The organism is Frankia alni ACN14a, from assembly GCF_000058485.1.
Classification (GTDB): Bacteria; Actinomycetota; Actinomycetes; order Frankiales; family Frankiaceae; genus Frankia; species Frankia alni.
In genome coordinates this window covers 4,597,742-4,619,903 of sequence record NC_008278.1, presented here as the reverse complement: position 1 = coordinate 4,619,903, position 22,162 = coordinate 4,597,742, and the positions used below count along the sequence as shown (strand labels likewise).

Here is a 22,162-nt window from a genome sequence, read left to right as displayed (position 1 = left end):
GACCGAGACCGCTCCAGTGGTCCCGACATTCATGCCCGGACCGCCGTCATCCCGTTAAAGCGCGGTGTGCGTACGATTTTCCGGTGACCCTCATCCCAGAGACCCACCGCGACCTCGCCCAGAACGCCGAGGTCGCGATCCTCACCACCCTCGGCCCCGACGGCGCTCCGCAGACCACGGCCGTGGGCTACCTGCTCGACGACGGCGTCTTCCGCATCTCGGTCAGCTCGGACAAGCAGAAGCTGAAGAACCTGCAGCGCACGCCGCAGTGCTCGCTGTTCCTGCTGGACATCACCAACGTCTACCGCACGGTGGAGGTCCGCGGCACCGCCGAGGTCATCCTCGACGACGACTACACCTGGGCCGCGAAGATCGCCGAGAGCCGCGGCCGCACGGCCGATGACATCCGCAAGCTCACCCCGCCCGGCGAGCACCGCTACAGCATCGCCGTGACCCCGACGAAGGTCAACACTTTCGGCTGAGCCCGCGGCCCACTCGGTCACGGATCCGAACATCTGTTCGACATCGGGGCCGGGTAAGTCCTAGCGTTGACGCATGACCTTCGCCACCCGTCCTCGGTCGCCGCTCGCATGGTGGCTGTTCGCCCTCGCGCTGGTCGCCGTGCGTCGACGCGACGGTTCAGGACGGTGTGGCGGGGGTGGGGGCGGGGAGCTTGCCGGGGTTGAGCAGGCCGTCCGGGTCGAACCGGGCGGCGGCCTCACGGACCAGGTCCAGGCGCCCGTGGTGCAGCTCCCAGGTGTGCGGGTCGTCGACGTACACCTCGACGTCGGCCAGCCGGGCCATCCGCTCGTACAGGTCGTCGGGCCCGTCGTAGCGCAGGAACAGCATCGAGACCCAGTCGCGGCCGTTCGCGGTGAGGAAGCCCTCCAGGTGGATGAGCGACTCGGGGGCGAGCGCGGCGACCTCCGCGCGGCGTCGGGTGAGACCGGGGCCCATGCACTGCAGGTGGGTGAGTTCCGGGCGGACCTTGCGGACGCGGTAGGTGGTGTGGTTGTAAGACAGCGAGGCGATGTGCGCCGGGCCCTTGGGGCGCACGGCGTCGACCCGCCCGCCGTGCTGCTCGACGACGGCCCTCGCCGCGGCGACGCTGTCCTCGGTGACGATCCCGCGCAGGCTGACCCGGTCGGCGGGCATCGCCGGGTCCACCGGCCGGTAGGTCGCGATGATCCCGGCCTCGTCGAGCGAGAGCAGCCGCGGCGTGGGCGCCAGGTCGAACAGCTCCTCGCCGGCGGCGACGGCGCCGGCCAGCTCCGGGAAGGACGCGAACAGTCCGGTCCAGCGGCGCGCGGGACGCAGCGCCACGGTCGCCTGCGCGATCACCCCGTTGACGCCGAACGCGTGCGCCATCGCGGTGTTGTCCGGGAAGGGCACCTCCACCGGGACGGCGTCGTCGGTGCACGGCACGACGAGCAGCGAGCGCAGGTAGCCGTCCCAGATCGCGCCGTTGGCGATCGAGCCGGTGCCGCCGGAGCCGCCGGCGATGAATCCGGCGACCGTGCTTCCCACGGTCGAGGGCAGGATCGCCAGCTCCTGCCCGGTGGCCAGGGCGGCCTTCTCCATCAGCACGAACGACGCGCCGGCCTCCGCGGTCAGCCAGCCGTCCTCGACCGCGAGGATCCGGGCGGCTGCCGTGGTGTCGATGACGAGCCCGCCGAACAGCGGGATGCCCTGCCCGTAGTTGCCGGTGCCCTGGCCGCGCACGGTCACCGGCACCCGGTGGCGGTGCGCGGCCCCGACCGCCGCCGCGATCCCGGCGACGTCGGGCGGGCGGACCACCACGTCGGCGACACCGCCGGGCAGCAGCGGCGCCAGCACCGGGCTCATGTGCGCCCAGTCCGTCGAGGCCGACAGGCGGGCCGGTTCGTCGCGCAGCACGGCGTCGGCGCCGACCACGGTGGCGAGCTCGGCGGCCAGCGCGTCGAGCACACCGGGGTCCAGGGGGGTCACGGCGGGCAGCGCCGCCCGGCCGAAGCCGGGGAGCGCGCGCTCCCCGGCCCGGCCGCGCGACGCCGCGAGGGTCGAATCCGACATCGCTCAGGTACCAAGTCCGATCTTGGTGTCGAGGAAGCTGTTGTCGACGAGGTTCGCCGGCTTGAGCCCGGACAGGATCGGCTTGCCCTGCGACTGGTAGATCGGGTCGAGGATCTCGATGAGCTTCTGCAGCCGCGCGTCCTCGAAGTCCCCGAGGGTGCTGTCGGCCCCGTTGCCGACGATGCCCAGCGACTTCATGGTCTGCACCGCGTAGTCCGCGACGCCCTGGGAGTAGACCCAGCCGTTGTTGTACTTGTCGACGAGGTCGAGGATCAGCTTGTTCGTCGCTGCCGGGGCGGCCATGAAGTCGACGATGCCCTGCTGCATGATCGGGACGAGCTTGCTCAGGCAGGGCTTGAGCGCGTCGAGCTTGTCCTTGCGGACGCCGATCGCCTGCTGGTAGAAGTTGAAGCCCGCATCCGCGATCAGCTGGTACTTCAGTGGCTTGTCCCAGGAGCGCACCTCGTGGGACCAGGTGTAGGGCTCCGACGTCGCGAAGCCCTGAACCGCGTCGGCGCCGCCGGAGGCCACGAAGTTCGTCGGCGTGCCGTCGTAGCTGCCGTCGACCTGCCCCTTCTTCAGGATGCCGGAGCCGGTGAAGTAGTCCATGTAGGACGCGCCCTGGAAGTACAGGACCTTCGTGTCGGTCCTGCCGATGTCGGCGATCGTCTTCCAGTCCGGGTGCTTGTCCGGCGACCACTGGATGACCTGCGGGCTCTTCTCCAGACCCGCCAGCACCGCCACGGTCGGCTGGGTCTTGGACAGGGCGATCTGCTCGTCGGTGCCCAGGTAGCCCAGCGTGATCCCGGAGTCCTTGTAGAGCTGGGAGGTCACCGTCTGGAAGCCGATCGCCGGGCCACCGGCGCGGATCTCCAGCTTCACCCCGGTGTCGACGCCGCCGTGGGCCGTCAGCTCACCGGTGACGGACTTCTTGCCCGCGTCGATCTTCGGGTTCGGCCCGAGGAGCTGGTACTGGCCGCCGTGCTCGGACTCCGGGTTCCAGTCGGTCTGCAGCACGATCGTCGACGGGCAGCCGGCGGCCTTGAGGTCGAGCGCCGCCGGTGCCGCGCCCGCCGCGGACGGGGCCGCGGCGCCGGTGGACCCCCCGTCGCTGCCGCCGCTGCCGCACGCGGCGGCGGTGAGGGCGAGCGCGGTCGCGGTCGCGGTCAGCGCGACGAGCCGCGCGGGCCGTCGCCGAGATCTGGTCAACTAGGTCTCCCCGAGTTCATAGGCCGTTCGGGCCGGTGAGTGTGGTGCGGTGGGGGCGCGGCGGCGGGCAGCGGCGGCGCGCAGGGCGCGCCGCCGTCGCGTGGGTCGCGCCAAGTGGGTCAGCCGCGCTTCGGCTGGTACCAGCGGCCGACCACGCGCCGCGCCAGCCAGCCGAAGAAGACGAAGACCGCGACGCCGAGCAGGCTCGCGGTGAGCGTGGTCGCCCACAGGCGCTCGCCCTCCAACCGGGAGGTGAACACCGACAGGTTCGTGCCGAGCCCCGGCTCGCCCTGCTTGAAGAAGAACTCGCCGACGATCGCGCCGATGACCGACAGGCCGGCGGCGTTGCGGAATCCGGTGAACATCGACGGCAGCGCCGCCGGCAGCTGCAGCTTCCACAGCCGAGTCAGCCTGCCGGTGTGGTGCAGGCTGAACAACTCGTGCATGCCCCGGTCGACCGACTGCAGCCCGAACAGCGTGTTCGACACGATGGGGAAGAACGCGATGATGACGCAGACGATGATCCGGCTGGTCAGCGCGAACCCGAAGAAGAAGCTCAGCACCGGGGTGAGCGCGAGGATCGGCACCGTCTGGATCACGACGGCCCACGGGTACAGCGAGTTCTCGACCCACTTGGCCTGGCTCATCGCCACCGCGACGGCGACCCCGATGACAATCGAGATGGCCAGCCCCGAGAAGGTGACTTCGCAGGTCAGCCGCAGCGCGCTCATCATCGTCGTGAAGTTCGACCAGTCGAGGAAGCCGACCCGGACGACCTCGTGCGGCGGCGGCAGCATGAACCGCTGCTGGTCGTTGAGCACGCCGTCGGACACCGCGTACCAGAGGCCGATGAACACCGCGAACACCGCCCCGGGCAGCAGCACGAAGCTGACCAGCCCGGCGCCACGCCGGCGAGACCGTGGGCGGGCGGGTGTCACGTCGGTCGCCGGCGTCGCCGTGGCCGCGTCGCCGGTCGCGTCCGTCTCGACCACGGAAGGCACCGTCACGCTCATGAATCGCTCCTGAGGTGTTGCGAGACCTCGCCGCACAGGGCGGCGAACTCGGCGCTGTAGCGCAGGTGCGGCGAGCGCGGGTAGTCGAACGGGATGGCAAGATCGGCCTTCACCCGTCCCGGCCGGCCGCTCATCACCACCACCCGGGTGGACAGGAACACCGCCTCCGCCACCGAGTGGGTGATGAACAGCGCGGCGAACCGGCGCAGCTGGAACATCCGCAGCAGCTCGTCGTTGAGGCGTTCGCGGCTGATCTCGTCCAGCGCGCCGAACGGCTCGTCGAACAGGAAGATCGAGGGGTCGAGCACGAGCGAGCGGGCCAGCGACGTGCGCATCCGCATGCCGCCGGACAGTTCGTGGGGCAGGTGCTTCTCGAAGCCGGTGAGGCCGACGAGGCTGATCGCGTCGGCGACCCGGCGTTCGCGTTCGGCCTTGTCGAGATGCTCCAGCTCGGCGAACAGCCGCACGTTGTCGTGCACGGTGCGCCACGGCAGCAGGGTGGCGTCCTGGAAGACGTAGCCGACGTTCGTCGAGGCCACGTCGACGGTTCCGGCGGTGGCCTCGTCCAGTCCGCTGGCGATGCGCAGCAGGGTGCTCTTGCCGCACCCCGACGGTCCGACGATCGAGACGAACTCGCCGGGGTGGATCGTCAGGTCGGTGTCGGTGAGCGCGACGGTGCCGTCCCGGAACCGCTTGCGTACCCCCGCGAAGTGCAGGGCCGGTGCGTCGGCTCCGGCGGAGTTGGCTGCGGTGGTGGCGTCGGCGGGGGTGGTGTCGGCGGCGGTGGTGTCGGCGATCGTCATGATGCGGCCTCCCACTGGTCCGGTTGGGCGTCGTACGGCTCGGTCCCGGGGCGCCGGACCGGCTCGGCGCGCGGGGCCGGTCGCTGTGGTTCGGCGAGTTCGGCGTGCACGGTGGTGCGGGCCACGATCCGGCCGGCCCGCCAGACGGTTCGCTGCTCGCCGGCCGCGGCCAGCGCCTCGAGGGCGTTCGCCGCGGGCAGCGCGACCAGGTCGGCCGGGCTGCCCGGCGCGAGCGAGACGGCCGGCAGGCCGAGGGCGCGCCGCGGCGCGTCGCTCACCGATGCCAGCGCCTCGTCCGGGGTGAGATGCCCGCAGGTGACCATCAGCGACGCGGTTTCCAGCGCGTCGCCGCGGCCGACGAGGTTGAACGGGTCGCGCAGGTTGTCGCCGCCCGCCGCCACGGTCACCCCGGCGCGGCGCAGCGGCGCGACGGCGGTCAGCCCGCGCGGGGTGCCGACCGCGTGGTTGCGGCCCTGCAGAAACAGGTTGGTCTGGGGCAGCGCGACGACGGCGATGCCGGCGGCGGCGACCTGCTCGGCGACCCGGACCTGCACGTCCGGGGGCTGCATCGCGAGGCTGACGCAGTGGCTCGCCGTCACGCCGTGCGGGAAACCGGTGCGGCCGACCAGGTCGGCGAGCGTGGCGAGGGTGAGCAGTCGCGGGTCGAGGGTCTCGTCGGTGTGCAGGTCCAGTGGTCGGCCGGCCTCACCGGCCGCGTCCAGGCAGATCGCGACCGCGCGGTGCGGCTCCGGGTCGAGGTGCGGACAGCCGCCGGCCACGTCGGCTCCCTCGGCCAGCGCGCGGCGCAGGTCGCGGCCGGGCTGGCCGTCCAGCGGGTTGGACACGAGAGCGACGAGCTGCAGGTCGACCAGGCCGCGCCAGCGTTCCCGCACGTCGACGAGCGCCTCCAGCGCCCGCATGCCCGACTGCACCCCGACGTTGACATGCGTGCGGACGTGGGTGGTGCCCATCGCGAGCTGGATGCGCAGCGCCGCCTCGGCCCGGGTCGTGAAGTCCTCGACCGTGGAGGCGGGCAGCAGGGTCTGGATCGCCGCGATCGCGCCGGCGAGATCACCGGTGACGTTGCGGGCCAGCGACGCGGTGAGCGCCTTGTCCAGATGCGCATGCGGCTCCACGAACGACGCCAGCAGCACCTGGCCGGTCAGGTCGACGTCACCCGGGCCGACCCGGACGACCTCGGCGCCCGCGCCGCTCGGGACGACCCGCCCGATGACGCCGCCCGACAGCTCGACGTCCACGACGCCGCCGTGCGCGGTCATCGCGCCGCGAAGCCAGCTCATGACGTCCGTGCCCGGGTGCCGACGATGCGGCGGGCGATCTCGGCGGTCGCGCGGGCCGCCGCCGGTTCGTGGCCCGGCTGCGCGCCACCGGAGAGATTGATCCCGTCGACGCCGGGCAGGTCGAGCAGCCGGCCGGCGAGCTTCGTGGCGGCGCGCGTACCGGCGGCGTGCGGATCGTCCGCGGCCATGATCTCCTCCAGGTAGCCGGCCGGCAGGCGGCCGCCGGCGAACGACGCGACGACGGTGGCGGTCGCGGCACTCGTCACGACCGGCACGCAGGCCAGCGCGAGGCCGCCGAACCCGGCCGCGCGCAGCTCGGCCACCGCGTCGCCGACCGCCGCCGGGCCGCCGCAGTGGTCGACGAACACCACCTCGGCTCCGGCGTCGGCCTTGGCGAGCAGGCGGGAGGTCCGGCGGGAGACGGGCGGTGCGGCCGGCGCGTGTGCCACCGAGACCAGCGCCCCGCGGTCCCGGGCCAGGCCGACGACGTCCACGCTGTCCAGCTCGAACACGCCGACCGCGTCGGCGCGGTGACCGAGCGCCGGATGATCGCCGGTCACGCAGTGCAGTCCGGTCACGCCGGCGTCGACGCAGGCGGCGATCTCCCCCTCGATCGCCACCCGGTTGCGGTCCCGGCAGTTGATCCCGGCCCAGACGGGCACGCCGGCGTCGGTCAGCAGCCGGGCCCGGTAGGACGGTGGGAACTGGACGCGGGCATCGCCGTGATCGCCGATGAGGCAGGCGTCGGCCACCGGTGCGAGCTGGGCGCCGCACGCGCGCAGGCTGTCCGCGGACAGCGCCGCCGCCGGCAGGTCGGCCACGATCACCGGTCGCACCGCCGCGGCCGCGACGAACGCCGCCGCCGCGGCGGCGCGGGCCGGTGCGGGCCGGGCCGGTGCGGAGAGGGCCGGTCGGCTCGCGGCGTCCGGCGCGTCGGACGCAGGAACGGCCGGGGACAAGGCCGCGACGGATCCGGCGGCCACTGGCGGGGCGACGAGCGACGGGGCGACGGCGGGCGGGGCGGGGTACGGCCAGGCGGCGAGGGCGTCCAGGAAGGGGCACCGACCGAAATCCGGGACCTCGCAGCGACCGTCGGACCGGACCCCTCCGCAGGGGCCGTGCTCCATCGTCTTGGGGCACCGGGCGACCGCGCCACGCCAGGTGGCGTCCGCGGACGTTCCGATGTTCATCACGCCAACACTGTCCAGCTCGGCGGTCGACGGGGGGTTTCGGGTCGATAAAAGGTGAGTTTCGACCACGGTGACCATGGGTGCGGAAAGCTGTAACCCTGGGTCGTGATCGGGCCGTGTGGCGCCGGTGCTCTCTACGTCCCGTCGTCGGAGGAGCACCCCGTGCCGGGTTCGGCGCGCGCCTCGGGCGTTCCCTCCGGCGATGGGTCGCCTCCTCGGCCGGGAACATTGTGCGTCTCTGGGCGAGCTCGGTACATCTTAGAATGCTAGCATCCTACCAAGCGGCCACCCGAATCGATCGACGTGCGCTCGCGCGCTGAGGCCCATCCGCGCGGTGAAGCACTACACCGGGCGCCGCCGCAGACGGATCGTCGAGAGGAGCGGCATGATGACCAACGGGCTGCGAACCGCGGAGCCGGACAGCACGGCGGTGCGGGTCGCGTTGTGGCGGGCTGTCCACGTCCAGGCCGACCCGCCGCCGCACGTGTTCGAGGACGAGCTCGGCCTGCGGCTGGCGGCCCCGGCCGACGGATGGCCGCGCCGCCCGGACATGGACCCCTCCACCACCCGCCGCACCCGGGCCTCCATCGTGGCGCGGGCACGTGTCATCGAGGATCTGGTCGTCGAGCAGGCCGGCCTCGGCGTCGACCAGTACGTCATCCTCGGTGCCGGCCTGGACACCTTCGCCCAACGTCGGCCGCAGCTCGCCGCCGGCATGCGGGTGTTCGAGGTCGACCGGCCGGGTCCGCAGGAGTGGAAGCGGCGGCGGCTGACCGAGCTCGGTTTCGGCGTCCCGCCCTGGTTGCGGTTCGTGCCCGTGGACTTCGAGGCGGGCGAGTCGTGGTGGCAGGGCCTGGTGGGCGCCGGTTTCGACGCGGGTCGCCCGGCGGTGGTCGCCTCCGCCGGCGTCGTCATGTACCTCACCAGGGACGCGACCGCGGCCACGCTGCGCCAGGTCGCGGCCCTTGCCCCCGGCTCCACCCTGGCCATGTCGTTCATGCTGCCGCTGGAGCTCGTCGAACCGGCGGAACGTCCCGTGCGGGAGGCGACCGAGCGCGCCGCGCGTGCCGCCGGCACGCCCTTCATCAGCTTCTTCGTTCCGGAGGAGATGCTGGCGCTGGCCCGCGACGCCGGCCTGAGCGGCGCACGGCACGTGTCGGCGGCGAGCCTCGCCCGCCGCTACTTCGCCGGCAGGTCGGACGGACTCGTCCCGTCCAGCGCCGAGGAGCTGCTGGTGGCGGTCACCCAGGAGCCCGACCCGGAGGCCCGGGCCTCGGCGTGACCCGGCGCATGGTGGGCGAGCCGCCAACCGCCCGGGAGCGTCCGACCGGGAGCGTCCGCCAGGCCCCGGACGGACGGTGGCCCTGACCGCCCGGAGCCGGCCGGCGCCGGGTCGCCGAGGTCGTCAGGTCCCGCAGGGCGCGGCCGGGAGGTCGTGGACGGCCGCGGCCGCGTACTCCTCGGCCCAGTCCGGCAGCCGCCGATCGTCCGGGGTCGGCTGCCACTGCCCGTCGCGCAGGGCGTAGCCCCAGCCGGGCCCGACCCGCAGGTACCGTGCCACCGCGGCGATCAGTCGATCGATGTGGTGGGCGGTCGTGCCCACGCCGATGCTGGCGCGCAGCGCCCCGCCCGGCGCACCCAGCCGAGCCAGCAGCGGGTGCGCGCAGAATCGGCCGGCGCGCACCCCGATGCCGTGCTCGGCCGACAGGTACGCCGACACCCGGGCCGGGTCGTGCCCGGGCAACGAGAACGTGACGACGCCGACCGCGTCCTGCCAGGCGCCGTCACCGGTACGCCGGCCGCCAGTGCTGTTCGGGATGGTCTCGGGGTCGGACCAGATGCGGTGGATCACGACACCGTCGAGCCCGTCGAGCCCGTCGAGCAGCCGCGCGCGCAGGCCCGCCTCGTGGCGTTCCCAGGCGCCCGGGGGGAGCGCGGCGAGCGTGCGGCACGCGGCGGCGATCGCGGTCGCGCCGGCGAGGTTGGGGGTGCCGGCCTCGTGCCGGGCCGCGCCGGTGGCCCAGTCGACGGCGTCGGTGCTCACCTCGCGGACGGCGCCGCCGCCGGCCAGGTAGGGGGGCGCGGCGTCGAGCCAGTCGGCCCGCCCAACCAGCACTCCTGCGCCGAACGGCGCGTACAGCTTGTGCCCGGAGAACGCCAGGTAGTCGACGTCGTCAGCGGCCATGTCGAGGCGCCGGTGCGGGGCGAGCTGGGCGGCGTCGACGAAGATGCGTGCGCCGGCGCGGTGGGCCAGGCGGGCGAGCCGGGCCAGCGGGGGCGTCTCCCCGGTGACGTTGGAGGCACCGGTCACCGCGAGCAGGGCCGTCGGCGCGGCCCTCAGCTCGGCCTCGAGCGCGGCGAGGCTCTCGGCCAGGGTCGACCGGGCGGCAACGGTCCGGTAGCCCGCGCGGGCGCGCCAGGGCAGCAGGTTCGCGTGATGCTCCACGTCGAACACGACGACCCCGCCGGCCACGTCGGCGGCGGGCAGGCACCGGGCGAGCAGGTTCACGGCATCGGTGGTGTTGCGGGTGAACACGGTGAGGTCACCGTCGCGGGCGCCGACGAACTGGGCGACGTCGCGCCGGGCGCCCTCGTAGAGGGTCGTGCACACCTGGGAGGCGAAGCCGGCGCCGCGGTGCACGCTCGCCGAGTAGGGCAGCAGCCGGGCGACGTGCTCGGCCACCGTGGTCAGGCACGGCGCGCTCGCCGCGTGGTCGAGGTTGACGTACTCCGCCCAGCCGCCGCCCACCAGCGGCACGCCCAGCCCCGCTCCCTGCACCGCCAGCAGCGCACCGGGCGGGTCACCCTGCACCCGATGGGCGTCCGAAAGTTCGGCGGCGCCCGTGAGCTCGTGATCCTTGAGCTCGTGACCCGCGGGCTCGTGACCCGCGGGCTCGCCGCCGGTGGGTGCCCGGCCGATCCGCTGCCCGGTCGGCTGGTCGGGGCAGGCCTGCCGGGCAGGGGACGGGGACACGGCAGAGATGATCGACGTCATCATCGCTCCTGGTAGGACCCTCACAGGGTCGGCACTTGCCGTCGGCGGGGTTGCCGCGGCCTCGTCACCACCCGGGGCACCCCGCTGCATAAGGAGGGTTGCCGGCCAGCAAGCCGGGGCTGAACGCTGGCACTCAAGACGTGGGAGAAACCTTAGCAAAGCTCGGAATCACGTGGGCGTCCGCGGCGCTGCCGTCGCGGCGGTGCGTCTGCTGGCGAAAGGCGGTGAGTATTGCGGCGTGCCCACCACGAGCGCGTAGGCCGCTGAAGGCCCGCGACCCCCACGTAAGGCCGGGCCAGACAACCAGGTCCGTTTCAGGGGGCGGTTCGCGGCGCGTCGTGCACGGTCACGCCTTCTCGGCGGCCTGCGACCCCGTCCCGGGCCACACGGTGAGCGCCCGGAACCGGTAGCCGTCCTGGTTGGCAACCGGCTCCCAGCGGAACGTCACCTGCCTGCCCGCGACGAGGTCCCGGTAGCCGTCCATCTCGATCATCGAGTAGTGGACCCAGCAGCCGCCCGGGACTTCCGGCGCGTCGATCACGCCCCAGCCCCGCTCGGCGTCGTAGGTGCGCACCACGCCGCGGGTCGCCGCGGGGCCTTCGTCGGTCACGGCGATCACGATGCTCGTCCCACCCGCGGCTGTCGATGGAATTTCGCCGTCGCCGCGCGGGAGGATCGGCGATGGACATCCGGTCGGCCGGCAGGCGCATCGGCCTGCCGGCTGGACGCGGCCGCGTCCAGCCGCGTGGACTGTCCCTCAGACACGCGCACATCGCGTCGCCGACGCTCCAGCGGCGCCGGCTGAGCGTCCGCCGCGCTACTCGGCGGCGCCGAGGGCACCGGCGAGGACGAGCAGTAGCAGCACGACGACGGCTGCGCCGACCAGCCACCCCCGGCGCGCCCGCAACCAGGCGAGTCCGGCCGCGATCACGCCGGCGGCCGGCGTCGCCGCCAGGACGATCGTGCCGAGCAGGATGACCGCGCCGGCCCGCCCGTGGCGCAGCCCGCCACTGAGGTCGGTCAGCCGCATCGCCGCGTCGGCGCCGAGGGGATCCCCGCCCGGGCCGTGCAGCCAGCTCGCGCCGCCCTGGGCGACGGCGAGTGTGAGCCCGGCGAGCACCAGCGCGGCTCCGAGCGCCCCACCGATCCGCAGCACCAGCGCGACCTGACGGGCACCCGCCTCGGGTGCCCCCGCCGGCGACGTCGGCTCCGACGCCCGGCCGGTGGACCGCCGGTCAGGCGATTGGAGCGCCCTCACGCGAGGCCCCGCAGCAGCATCTGGACGCTGATGACGAGCAGGACAACGAGGAAGATCACTCGCAACGCCCCGACGGGTACCACCGCCAGCAGCCGCGACCCGAGGTGCGCGCCCACGACGGTCCCGAGCGCCACCGCGCCGGCCAGGGCCGGCACGACGTCGCCCCGCTGCAGGTAGACCACGGCGCTCGCCGCGCCGGTCACCCCGATCATGAGGTTGCTCGTCGCCGTCGAGACCTTGAGCGGTAGCCGCATCGCGAGGTCCATGGCCGGCACCTTCATCGCCCCCGAGCCGATGCCGAGCAGGCCGCTGACCGCTCCGGCGGCGGTCATCATGGTCAGGCCGGTCGCGGTGCGAGTGACCCGGTAGGGACGGACGTCGCGAACGACCGTACCGGCGGCCGTTCGGGTGCCGGCGCCGCTGCCGCTGCTGGTGCCGGTGCTGGTGCTGGTTGCACCGGTTCCGGTTCCGGTGCCGTGCAGGCTCAGGGCGTCGGCGATGCGGTCGTCCGGCACGGCCGCGCCGGCGCGGTCCTGCCGGTTGCGCAGCATCTGCACCGCGCTGAAGGCCAGCACGACCCCGAACACCGTGTACAGCGTGCGGGCGCCGAGATGCCCGGCGAGCAGCGCACCGGCGACGGCGCCGCTCACCGTCGCCACCTCCAGGGTGACCGCGACGCGCAGGTTCGCGAAGCCCTCGTCGAGGTAGCGCGGTGACGCCGCGGCGCTGCCGGCGACCACGGAGATCACCGAGGCGCCGATCGCCAGGCGCACGTCGAGGCCGAAGGCCAGCGTCAGGATCGGCACGACGAAGGTGCCGCCGCCGAGTCCCAGCAGGCTGCCGAGGCAGCCGGACGCCACGCAGACGGCGGTGATGGCGACGATCTCGGCCAACGGGCTCATGGCGCCTCACCAGGTCAGAAGATTAGTTCTGGTACAGAGAATATCTGTACCAGAACTATCCCGCTGGCGCGAGTGACGCATCCCGCTCCTAGCGGATCACGGCGACCGGGCAGGGGGCGTGCGCCACGCACTGGTGGCTGACCGAGCCCAGCAGCAGCTCCGCGAACCCGCCGTGGCCGCGGCTGCCGACGACGAGCACCTGCGCGTCGGCGGCGGCGCGCAGCAGGGCCCGGGCGGCGCTGTCGGCGACGGTCTCCTTGACCACCTGGACCGGCAGGCGGCCTCCCTGCTCGGCGATGATCGTGTTCACGGCGTCGTCGAGGGTGTGCTGCGCCTGCTCGGCGAGCGCGGAGCCGAAGTCCGTGTAGATCCCCAGGTACGCCGGCACGTCGAGATACCAGGCATGTACGGCGCGCAGGGCGGTCTTACGCACGGCGGCGGCCTGCACCGCCCAGCGCAGCGCCCGCAGCGAACCGGCAGACCCGTCGACGCCGACGACCACCGGACGTTCGTCCACCGACGTCGCCGCCGCAGCGGCCGTGTCGGCCGCGCCCGCCGCCGCGCTGGACCGGTCGGCGCCGCCGCGTACCACGACGACGGGCAGCGGTGCGTGGTGGACGACCCCCTGGCACACCGACCCCGCCACCAGCCGGTGCAGCGCGCCGGGCCCGCGCTCGCCGACGACGACGAGCCGCGCTCCGGTCGCGATCCGCAGCAGCTCCGGCACCGGGCTGCCCTCCTCGACGCGTTCGGTCACCGTGACCGCCGGGTCGGGGACGCGCACCGCCGCCACCGTGTCCGCCAGAACCCGCCGCGCGGCCTGCGCCAGCCCCGCACGGTCGGCGACGCCCGCGGTGTCGAAGACCGCGCGCGGCTCCCCCACGGCGTCCCAGACCAGTGCCGCCGTCACCGGCAGGTGGCGCCGCGCACCCTCGTCGACGGCCCAGCGCAGGGCGGCGGCGGACCCCGGCGAGCCGTCGACCCCCACCACGATGCCGTCCGTGCCGCCTGTGCCGTCCGTGCCGCCTGTGCCGCCTGTGCCGCCTGTGCCGCCTGTGCCGCCCGTGCCGTCCGCATCTGGCTGAACTGCCTCCGGCTGAACGACGTCCGACCGACCGTCAGCGTTCGGCTGGCCTGCCCCGTCCGTGCGGCCTGCGGTCTGCGCCATCGTTGCCACCCTTCTCGCCACCGTGATCCCCGACACCGTCCACCATGCCCGTGCTGTGACCTGCGGTGACGCGCCGAACGCCACTCGTGGGAAGGCCGGGTGGCCGGGCCGGGCAGGGCCGGAGGACCCTTGATCCCGATCGTGGTTCTTGCTGCGCGAGGAGGGGTGGCGGTCACCAGCGGCGCTGGCCGGTGACGTGGGTGCGGGGGTGGCGGGGGGGTCAGTGACCGAGCGTGCGGGAGAGGAAGGCGAGGACGGTGGGCATCCGCTCGGCGGTCGGGAACGCGCCACCGTGACCGGCGCCGGGGACGATCGTGACCTCGACGGCCGGCGCGCCGGCGGCCCGTAGCGCCCCGGCGAGCTCGAGGGACTGGCGGTGCGGCACGGTGCAGTCGGCGTCGCCATGCTCGATGAGGAACGGCGGCAGGGGGGCGCGGCCGAGGTAGTTCAGGGGGCTCGCCACCCGGACGAGCTGGGGCGCGGCGGCCACCGTGCGGCCGAGGAAGCGGGACTCCGGCGAGTCGGGGCGGTCGTGCCCGGCGTCGGACGCGGCGCAGCGCTCGTTCGCGCGAAGCTGGTCGTCCATGGAACCGAAGTTGACCGGGCCGTAGAAGTCGACGACGGCCTGCACGGCGCTGGAGACGCCGGGGTTGCCCAGCGCCGGGTCGTCGTACATCGTGACCCCCGGCGTCGTCCCCAGCATGACCGCGAGGTACGCCCCGGCCGACGCCCCGCTCGCCGCGATCCGGTCCGGGTCGAGACCGTGGTCGGCGGCGTGCGCGCGCACCCAGCGCACCGCGGCCTTGACATCCTGGACCGCGGCGGGGAAGCGGGCCTCACCGGAGAGCCGGTAGTTCAGGCTGGCGACGGCATAGCCGGCGCGCACCAGGGATCGGACCACGGGCAGGTCGTCGTGCTTGTCGCCGAGCGCGAACGCGCCGCCGTGGATGGTGATGACCACCGGCAGCCCCGCTTCGGCGCGAGGTGCGCCGGCGGCGGACGGTGTCGCGGCGGCGGTCGGTGCGCCGGCGGCGGTGGGTGCCTCGGGGAGGTAGAGGTCCAGCCGCTGGGCGGGCGACACCCGCGCGTAGGGCACGTCCCGCAGCACCCACATCCCGTCGACCTGGTCGCGTGTCCCGGCCGGGCCACCAACCCGGCCGGGACCGCCGGTCGGCGTCGGCGTTACGGGTTGGGCGGAGTCGTGCCGGGAGCAGGCGGCGACGGCGAGGCCCAGGGCGAGCAGGCCGCCCGTGGCCGCAGCCACAAGGCGGTGCGGGACGTGGTGGATGGCGGCGGTCCTCTCGGGGGCCGGGCGGCGGCTGGCGGTCCGGGCGACGGGCGGGTCGCGTGCCATCATGCCTGCCCGGATAGGGAGGATTGCCGCCAGTCCGGCGCCGGATGGCGGGTCGAGGCGTCGGCGGGATGTGACCGACGCCATGCGGATCCACGGGGCAGTTTTTTCGGTACAGTACGGTACTGTTTTCATGGTCGCGCGGAACCCGTCGGGGGAGCCGGTGACCCGCCCCGGAGTTGTCCGCCGGGCGTTGATCCGAGGGAAGGGGGTGGCAGGCCATTTCGCCACCGGCCGCCACCGGCCGGGGTCGGCCCCGGGACGAGTCCCGCGAGCAGGCGATCCTGGACGCGGCGCTGGATCTGCTCGTCGAGGTCGGCTACGAGCGGATGAGCATGGTCGCCGTCGCGGCCCGGGCCCGGGCCAGCAAGGCGACGATCTACCGTCGATGGTCCTGCAAGGACGAGATGGTCGTGGAGGCGCTGCGTCGGCACGGTCCCGCCGATCACGTCCCCGCGGATACCGGCTGCCTGCGGGACGACGTGGCCGCCGAGGTCCGCCTCATGATCGATACCGCCTCGGGTCCGGGCGGGGCGCTGCTCGTCGGCGTCCTGCGGGCGGCCAGCGAGTCTCCCCGGCTGGCTGCGGTGATCCAGGCCAACATCCTGCAACGCAAGGTGGAGCTCGGTCGCTGCCTGCTCGAGCGGGCGGCGCAGCGGGGGGAACTGCTCGCGAAGACCGAACCCGCGGTGCTTGTCGAGGTCATCCTCGCGATGATCTTTACTCGCCTGCTCGTCACGGGGGAGCCGCTGGACGAGGCGTTCGCCGACCACGTCGTCGATGACGTGGTGCTTCCGCTGCTCGCCGGTCGATCGGCCCCACCCGCGATGGGGATCGAACACCTGAGCTAATATGGATTCGAACACCCGCGCGACGGCGGGTTGGTCCTGGCATGCCGCCCAGCTGACCTGAAAACGAGTGGAGAGGGCAACCAGGGGGCGGCGATGATGGCGCCGACCCAGCCCGTGTGTCACACCCACCCCGCCGCGTCCCACCCGCGCGGTTCCACCACCTGACGCCAGCCCGACGTGAGTGGCCGGCATCCGCTTCCGTGTGCCGCCGCGCGTCGCTGTCCCGTGCGCCGGTCACCGCTGCCTGCGCGGGACGGCCTTCCGCCTGATGTGCAACGTCCCGCTTGATGTGAACGTCCGCTCGATGTCCCAGCAGCTCGTCCTCTCCGGCAAGGAGCCTCCTGTGACCACAACTGTCGACCGCAAGGCCGGGGATCCCCGGGTGAGCGTGGCCGACGGCGAGCCCGATCCCCGGCGGTGGCTGGCGCTGTGCATCATCGCCGTCGCGCAGCTCATGGTCGTGCTCGACGCCTCGATCGTGAACATCGCGATGCCGCACGCCCAGGCTGACCTGGGCATCTCCACCGCCAACCGGCAGTGGATGGTCACCGCCTACACCCTCGCCTTCGGCGGTCTGCTGCTGCTGGGCGGCCGCATCGCCGACTACCTGGGCCGCAAGCGGGCCTTCGTCTGGGGGCTGATCGGCTTCGCGCTTGCCTCGGCGCTCGGCGGTTTGGCGCCCAACGCCGCCCTGCTGTTCGCCGCCAGGGCCCTGCAGGGCGCGTTCGCCGCGCTGCTCGCGCCTGCGGCGCTGTCGTTGATCACCGTCGCGTTCACCGAGAGCCGCGAGCGGGCCAAGGCGTTCGGGGTGTACGGCGCGATCTCCGGTGGTGGCGCCGCGATCGGGCTCATCGTCGGCGGCCTGCTCACCGAGTACGCCTCCTGGCGGTGGTGCCTGCTCGTGAACGTGCCGATCGCGCTCGTCACCGCGTTCTTCGCGGTGCCCGTGGTGCGGGAGAGCCGCGCCGAGGGCGAGGCCCGCTACGACCTGCCCGGCGCGGTGACGGTCACCGCTGGCCTCGTCGCCCTCGTCTACGGCTTCACGGTGGCCGCCGAGGACGGCTGGAGCGACGCCCGCACCCTCGGGCTGCTCATCGGCTCGGTGGCGCTGCTTGCCGCGTTCGTCGTCATCGAGGCGCGCTCCGCCGCTCCGCTGCTGCCGCTGCGGGTCGCGTGGGAACGTAACCGCGGTGGGTCGTTCCTGGCCTCGCTGCTGATCGGCGCCGGACTGTTCGCGATGTTCCTGTTCCTGACCTACTACTTCCAGCAGACGCTGCGTTACAGCGCCCTGAAGACCGGGTTCGCCTTCCTGCCGTTCAGCGCGGGAATCATCGTCTCCGCGGGCGCGGCCAGCCAGCTGTTGCCGCGGGTCGGTCCGCGGGTGCTCGCCGGCGTCGGGACGACGATGGCCGCGGTCGGCATGGCGCTGCTGCTGTCCATCGGGGTCGACTCCAGCTACGTCGCCCACGTGCTGCCGTCGGAACTGCTCATCAGCTTCGGCATGGGTTTCTCGTTCGTCCCGCTGTCGAGCCTGGCGCTCGTCGGCGTCGCCGCACACGACGCCGGGGTCGCAAGCGCCCTGGTCAACACCACCCAGCAGATCGGTGGCTCGCTGGGAACCGCTCTGCTCAACACGGTCTACGCGACCGCCGTCGGCAGCTACCTCGACGGCCACGGCCACGGTCCGGCCGCCCTCGCGCAGTCGCAGATCGAGGGCTACACCACGGCGTTCCTCTGGGGCGCGATCCTCATCGCGATCGCCGCGGTGGTGATCTTCGTGTTCATCCGTGCCGGGCGGGAGTCCGCGGCGAACGTGGAGGGTGCCCCGGCGCACGTCGGCTGACCCTGCCGGTCGCCGGTGCGGGCCCCGAACGGGTCCGTACCGGCCCGGCGTGGGTCTCCGAGGCCGCCTTCCTTGGCCAGGGGTCGGCCCCCTCGCTCGGGGGAGGTCGGTCTCCCTGCTCAGGCGCCGGCCGCCGTGCTAGAGGTCGGCCTCCTCGCTCCGCATCGCCTGTGAGCTGAGCCGGAAGCCGACGGTGCCGTCGACGATCTTGCGGATGACGGTTGTCTTCGGGTCCTTTCCGCCGACCCCGTCGACGCCGAGGGCGCCGGCCAGCGCCCGAAGCTGCGGCACCGACACCCGGCCGAGGGCGGCCAGGTGCTCGGCGGCCTCCTCCCGGCTCGCCGCGCCGAGCAGCGCCGCCCGCAGCGCCTCGACGTCCACCGAGACCGGCGCCTCGGTCTTCGGGCCGGTCCTCGTCTTCGGGCCGGTCCTGGCTGTTGGGCCGGTCTTCGCCTTCGCCGGGGGGACGGACAACGGTGCGGCGGACAACGGTGCGGCGGTGCGCCGCGCAGCGGTGTCGCGGAGCGCCGCGGGAGAGGACACGGCCGGGTCGGCGGCGGGATCCGCCGCCCGGGGGCCGGGCGCGGCCACGATGGTCAGCCGCGCCCGGCCGGCCAGCAGCGCGCCGACCTGGTGGTCGTCGAGTCCGGCCACCAGGTCGGCGAGCTGGCGCAGGAGCAGCGTGCTCAGCCGGGCGGCTTCCGGGATCCCGACGGACCCGAGGGCGTTCAGGGCTTCGGGGGCTGCTCCGGCTGCTCCGGCTGATCCGGGGGCGTTGCGGATGTTGGTCACGGCGCAGGCGTCCTGATTCGCTTGAGGAACTCCTCGACGAGGCGGTGCAGCTCCCAGGCGAGAGCGGGGGTGACCTGGTCGGAGAGGATGACGGGAAGCTGGGTGCGCGCCGCCCCGGCGAAGTGGTGGTTGCTCTCGCGGACCATCGCCTCGAAGACCGGCAGCCCGAGCTGCCGGGTCTGCGCGATGTAGGGGCGCAGGGCCGCGATCGGCTTGCCCGAGTAGTACTGCACCATCGTGAAGACGACCCCGAGGATGATCGGCTCCAGCTTCTTCACCGCCGGATGCAGGTCCGACTGCAGGTCGACGATCCGGTTGAACTCCCAGATGAACCGGCGCAGCCGGGACTGCAGGTGTTCGATGCCCAGGGTCGACAGCTCGTCCGGGCGTGCGGGGATCAGCAGCTGGTCGCTGGCCGCGACCGCCGCGCGGGTGATGACACCGAAGTTCGGCGGGCAGTCCAGCAGGACCAGGTCGTAGGCGGTTGAGGGCAGAGTCGCCAGCCCGGCGGCGAGGCGCAGGTAGACGTCGAAGTAGTGGCGGGTCGAGCGATGCGCCTGCGCGCCCCCGAGGCGCGCGGCGAGGTTCATCTCGACGTCGCCGAGGGAGAGATGAGAGGCGATCAGGTCGAGCGCCCCGCTGCCCTGCGCGATGCGGGAGTTCACCACCGCCGGCGACGTGATCAGTGGGGCGAACGGCGGTACCGGGCCGTCCATCCGCCACGCCTCGAACCACTGCTTGATCGTCCGGTTGTCGGCGAGGGCCGCCCGCCACTGCTCGGGTCGGTAGAACGAAAAGGTCAGGCTGGCCTGCGGATCCAGGTCGAGGAGCAGGACCCGCTTCCCCCAGGCGGCGATCTGGGCGCCGATGTTCGCGGTCAGCGTGGTCTTCCCGACACCGCCCTTGTAGTTCACGATCGAGATCACCCGCACGGCGATCCGCTCCCGTGCTCCGTCGTTGACCGGGCCATCCGTCTCCCCCGTCGCTCCGTCTCCGGCGTCGCTGCGGTGCCCCCCGTTCCCGCGCCCTGCGTGACCCGTGCCGGCGGGGTGCCGAACAGCACACCACGGGACACCCGGGCGGCAGGAGTGCGGATCCGTGCCGGGTGACCGCGATGCGTGCACCTTGGTCGGTAGTGGTGCGTTCCACCCCGTATTGGGGGCACGGTGGGTGATGTCGGCGCTACCCCGGTCGCGGGAGCCGCAGGTCTGCGACGCCGTCCTGCCGGCTTTTGCGTACCGGACGGTCACGTTCGGGTGGTTCGTCGCGGGAGCGATCGAGCGGCGGTTTATCGTCTCGGCGGACCATCTGCCATCGCTGTCGTGACCTCGGGGGACGATGCCATACATGAGTAGCTCCAGCGGGGCCGGACCCGGCACGGAACTCGGTCGGCGGCGTGCGCGGGGGCGCGCGCCCTTCACCGCCCGAGTGCCCGGGTCGGTCGTGGCCCGTGGGGTCCACCCGGGCCCGGACGCCGCCGGCGAGACCGGCGGCGGGCCCGGCGCCCTCCGGCCGGGTCCGCGCGACGCCCGCGGGCGCCGGCGTCCGGGCCTGCCAGCGTGGGGTCGGCCGTGGGTGCCGCGGGTCGCGGCGCTGCTCACCCTGGCCGTCGGGCTGGCCGACGTGGTGTCCGCGCTGACCCCCGAATGGCGGTCCCGCCTGGCGGACCTGCGGGTTCTGCTGCCGGCGGCTGCGTCCCGGCAGGCGGCGGCCTTCACCGTCGTCGTCGGCATGCTGCTGGTCCTGCTCGCCGCCGGGTTGCGTCGGCGCAAGCGGCGGGCGTGGCGGGCCGTCGTCGTCCTGCTCGGGTTGAGCGTCCTGCTGCACGTCGCCAAGGGGCTCGACTACGACGAGGCGTCGGCGTCGGCGGCCCTGTTCGGCGCGCTCGTGCTGGTGCGCGGGGAGTTTCGGGCCAAGGGCGACCCGACGACCCGCTGGCGGGCCCTTGGTGTCGGCCTGCTGCTCACCGCCGTCTCGATCGTGATCGGCTTCCTGCTGCTGCACCTGCGCGAGCACCGCATCGCCGGCCCGCACGCCTGGTCGGCCCAGCTAGAACAGATCGTGCTCGGGCTCGTCGGGGTCCCCGGCCCCCTGCACTTCACCTCCGACCGGTTCGCCGACCTCGCCGACCGGGTGCTGCTCACCCTGGGCGTGGTGACCATCGGCACCACCGGCTACCTGGCGCTGCGTCCACCCCAGCCGCGGCCGCGGCTGACCGAGGAGGACCGGGCGCGGGTGCGGGCGTTGCTCGCTCGGCACGGTGACGCCGACTCGCTCGGCTACTTCGTGCTGCGTTCCGACAAGTCGGTGATCTGGTCGCCGTCCGGCAAGGCGTGCGTGGCCTATCGGGTGGTCTCCGGCGTGATGCTCGCCAGCGGCGATCCGCTCGGGGACCGGGAGGCATGGCCGGGGGCGATCCGCGAGTTCCTGCGCGAGGCTGCCGACCACGCCTGGACCCCGGCGGTGATCGGCTGCTCGGAGGCCGGCGGCACGGCGTGGACCCGCGCCGGACTGACCGCGCTGGAGTTCGGCGACGAGGCTGTGGTCGACGCCGCCACGTTCACTCTGGACGGTCGGGCGATGCGCAACGTCCGCCAGGCCGTCGCGCGGGTGGAACGCGCCGGGTACACGGCCGTCGCCCGTCGGGTTCGCGATCTCGCGCCGCCCGACGTCGCGCGGCTGAAGGCCCAGGCGGCGGCATGGCGCGGCAGCGAGACCGAACGCGGCTTCTCGATGGCACTCGGCCGCCTGGGCGACGGCGAGGACGGCGACTGCGTCGTCGTCCTCGCCTACGAGAGCCCGGCGCGGGACGCCGGCACCGGGGCCGCGCCCGACGGATCGGCGTCCGCCGTAGGGATTCCGTCCGCCGCAGGGATTTCGTCCGACGCCGAGCCGCGGCTGCGCGCGCTGCTGCACTTCGTGCCGTGGGGGCGTGACGGGCTGTCCCTCGACGCCATGCGGCGCGACCGTGCGGCCGACAACGGCCTGAACGAGTTCCTCATCGTCAGCACCCTGCGCCAGGCGCCGCAGCTCGGCGTGGCGCGGGTGTCGTTGAACTTTGCGTTCTTCCGCTCTGCCCTCGAACGCGGCGAGCGCCTCGGCGCCGGGCCGGTGGTCCGCTCCTGGCGCGGCACGCTGATGTTCCTGTCGCGCTGGTTCCAGATCGACAGCCTCTACCGGTTCAACGCCAAGTTCCAGCCCACCTGGCAGCCCCGGTTCGTGTGCTATCCGTCGACCGCCGAACTGCCGCGGATCGCCCTGGCGATGCTCGAGGCCGAGGCGTTCCTCGTCTGGCCCCGCTGGCGCGACCACCTTCCTCGCCCCGGCGCGCTGCTCGCCGCCGCCCGCCGCCCCGGCCGCGAGCCCCACCTGCCCGAGGAGGAACCGACGCAGGCGTCGGGCGCCCCCTGACCCCGCCGGTGAGCGGACTCGGA

19 protein-coding genes and 1 riboswitch are annotated in these 22,162 nt (G+C 73.6%); of the genes, 5 read left to right on the top strand and 14 right to left on the bottom strand.

Features of this window, described 5'->3' with window-relative positions; all coding sequences use genetic code 11:
* Positions 1 to 83 precede the first annotated feature (83 nt).
* Positions 84 to 482, top strand: a complete 399-nt coding sequence (locus tag FRAAL_RS18605) for a PPOX class F420-dependent oxidoreductase (RefSeq protein WP_011605381.1) — start codon at positions 84 to 86, stop codon at positions 480 to 482.
* Between the two features lie 157 nt (positions 483 to 639).
* Here FRAAL_RS18605 and FRAAL_RS18600 read toward each other — a convergent pair whose 3' ends face one another.
* From FRAAL_RS18600 to FRAAL_RS18575, 6 genes are all read right to left on the bottom strand, one after another.
* Positions 640 to 2,052 (bottom strand): FAD-binding oxidoreductase, encoded by a 1,413-nt coding sequence (locus FRAAL_RS18600; protein WP_011605380.1) that lies wholly within the window; start codon positions 2,050 to 2,052, stop codon positions 640 to 642.
* A gap of 3 nt (positions 2,053 to 2,055) precedes the next feature.
* Entirely contained in the window at positions 2,056 to 3,261 is a 1,206-nt protein-coding gene (locus FRAAL_RS18595) for a hypothetical protein (protein WP_011605379.1), read from the bottom strand.
* A gap of 119 nt (positions 3,262 to 3,380) precedes the next feature.
* The gene (locus tag FRAAL_RS18590; RefSeq protein ID WP_083866842.1) at positions 3,381 to 4,274 is read right to left on the bottom strand and encodes an ABC transporter permease; all 894 of its coding nucleotides are present in this window, start codon (positions 4,272 to 4,274) and stop codon (positions 3,381 to 3,383) included.
* The gene (locus FRAAL_RS18585; protein WP_041940722.1) at positions 4,271 to 5,077 is read right to left on the bottom strand and encodes an ABC transporter ATP-binding protein; all 807 of its coding nucleotides are present in this window, start codon (positions 5,075 to 5,077) and stop codon (positions 4,271 to 4,273) included. Before FRAAL_RS18585 ends, FRAAL_RS18590 begins: the two co-directional genes overlap by 4 nt.
* Positions 5,074 to 6,378 (bottom strand): amidohydrolase family protein, encoded by a 1,305-nt coding sequence (locus tag FRAAL_RS18580; protein ID WP_041940721.1) that lies wholly within the window; start codon positions 6,376 to 6,378, stop codon positions 5,074 to 5,076. Before FRAAL_RS18580 ends, FRAAL_RS18585 begins: the two co-directional genes overlap by 4 nt.
* Positions 6,375 to 7,568, bottom strand: coding sequence for a methylenetetrahydrofolate reductase C-terminal domain-containing protein (locus FRAAL_RS18575; RefSeq protein WP_083866841.1), 1,194 nt, complete (start codon positions 7,566 to 7,568; stop codon positions 6,375 to 6,377). The genes FRAAL_RS18580 and FRAAL_RS18575 overlap by 4 nt, the downstream gene beginning before the upstream one ends.
* Before the next feature lie 385 nt (positions 7,569 to 7,953).
* Here FRAAL_RS18575 and FRAAL_RS18570 point away from each other — a divergent pair, with 385 nt between their 5' ends.
* Entirely contained in the window at positions 7,954 to 8,850 is an 897-nt protein-coding gene (locus tag FRAAL_RS18570; protein ID WP_308204154.1) for a class I SAM-dependent methyltransferase, read from the top strand.
* A gap of 123 nt (positions 8,851 to 8,973) precedes the next feature.
* On the opposite strand, the gene FRAAL_RS18565 is transcribed toward FRAAL_RS18570, so the two are convergent.
* The 6 genes from FRAAL_RS18565 to FRAAL_RS18540 form a co-directional block, all read right to left on the bottom strand.
* A complete protein-coding gene (locus FRAAL_RS18565; RefSeq protein WP_231861081.1) occupies positions 8,974 to 10,542 on the bottom strand; it encodes an aminotransferase class V-fold PLP-dependent enzyme in 1,569 nt (522 codons plus the stop codon).
* A 47-nt stretch (positions 10,543 to 10,589) separates the two neighbouring features.
* Positions 10,590 to 10,704: riboswitch (SAM riboswitch) on the bottom strand.
* Between the two features lie 205 nt (positions 10,705 to 10,909).
* Positions 10,910 to 11,173 carry a cold shock domain-containing protein gene (locus tag FRAAL_RS18560; RefSeq protein ID WP_231861079.1) on the bottom strand — a complete coding sequence of 88 codons (264 nt, stop codon included), beginning with the start codon at positions 11,171 to 11,173 and terminating at the stop codon, positions 10,910 to 10,912.
* 207 nt (positions 11,174 to 11,380) lie between these two features.
* Positions 11,381 to 11,821 carry a DUF1634 domain-containing protein gene (locus FRAAL_RS18555; RefSeq protein ID WP_011605371.1) on the bottom strand — a complete coding sequence of 147 codons (441 nt, stop codon included), beginning with the start codon at positions 11,819 to 11,821 and terminating at the stop codon, positions 11,381 to 11,383.
* The gene (locus tag FRAAL_RS18550; RefSeq protein WP_011605370.1) at positions 11,818 to 12,723 is read right to left on the bottom strand and encodes a sulfite exporter TauE/SafE family protein; all 906 of its coding nucleotides are present in this window, start codon (positions 12,721 to 12,723) and stop codon (positions 11,818 to 11,820) included. Before FRAAL_RS18550 ends, FRAAL_RS18555 begins: the two co-directional genes overlap by 4 nt.
* A gap of 88 nt (positions 12,724 to 12,811) precedes the next feature.
* Complete coding sequence (locus FRAAL_RS18545; RefSeq protein ID WP_011605369.1) at positions 12,812 to 13,714, bottom strand: universal stress protein; 903 nt, start codon at positions 13,712 to 13,714, stop codon at positions 12,812 to 12,814.
* A gap of 397 nt (positions 13,715 to 14,111) precedes the next feature.
* Positions 14,112 to 15,248: an alpha/beta hydrolase gene (locus FRAAL_RS18540; RefSeq protein WP_231861078.1), complete on the bottom strand. Its 1,137-nt coding sequence runs from the start codon at positions 15,246 to 15,248 to the stop codon at positions 14,112 to 14,114.
* A gap of 215 nt (positions 15,249 to 15,463) precedes the next feature.
* Between FRAAL_RS18540 and FRAAL_RS18535 the strand changes: the two genes are divergently transcribed.
* Entirely contained in the window at positions 15,464 to 16,093 is a 630-nt protein-coding gene (locus tag FRAAL_RS18535) for a TetR/AcrR family transcriptional regulator (protein WP_041939473.1), read from the top strand.
* Between the two features lie 343 nt (positions 16,094 to 16,436).
* Complete coding sequence (locus FRAAL_RS18530) at positions 16,437 to 17,936, top strand: MFS transporter (RefSeq protein WP_041940719.1); 1,500 nt, start codon at positions 16,437 to 16,439, stop codon at positions 17,934 to 17,936.
* A gap of 138 nt (positions 17,937 to 18,074) precedes the next feature.
* On the opposite strand, the gene FRAAL_RS18525 is transcribed toward FRAAL_RS18530, so the two are convergent.
* Both FRAAL_RS18525 and FRAAL_RS18520 read right to left on the bottom strand, forming a co-directional pair.
* Positions 18,075 to 18,728, bottom strand: a complete 654-nt coding sequence (locus FRAAL_RS18525) for a hypothetical protein (RefSeq protein ID WP_011605365.1) — start codon at positions 18,726 to 18,728, stop codon at positions 18,075 to 18,077.
* Entirely contained in the window at positions 18,725 to 19,660 is a 936-nt protein-coding gene (locus FRAAL_RS18520) for a ParA family protein (RefSeq protein WP_011605364.1), read from the bottom strand. Before FRAAL_RS18520 ends, FRAAL_RS18525 begins: the two co-directional genes overlap by 4 nt.
* A gap of 415 nt (positions 19,661 to 20,075) precedes the next feature.
* On the opposite strand from FRAAL_RS18520, the gene FRAAL_RS18515 reads away from it, so the two are divergent.
* The gene (locus FRAAL_RS18515; protein ID WP_231861076.1) at positions 20,076 to 22,139 is read left to right on the top strand and encodes a phosphatidylglycerol lysyltransferase domain-containing protein; all 2,064 of its coding nucleotides are present in this window, start codon (positions 20,076 to 20,078) and stop codon (positions 22,137 to 22,139) included.
* The last annotated feature ends 23 nt before the right edge of the window (positions 22,140 to 22,162 follow it).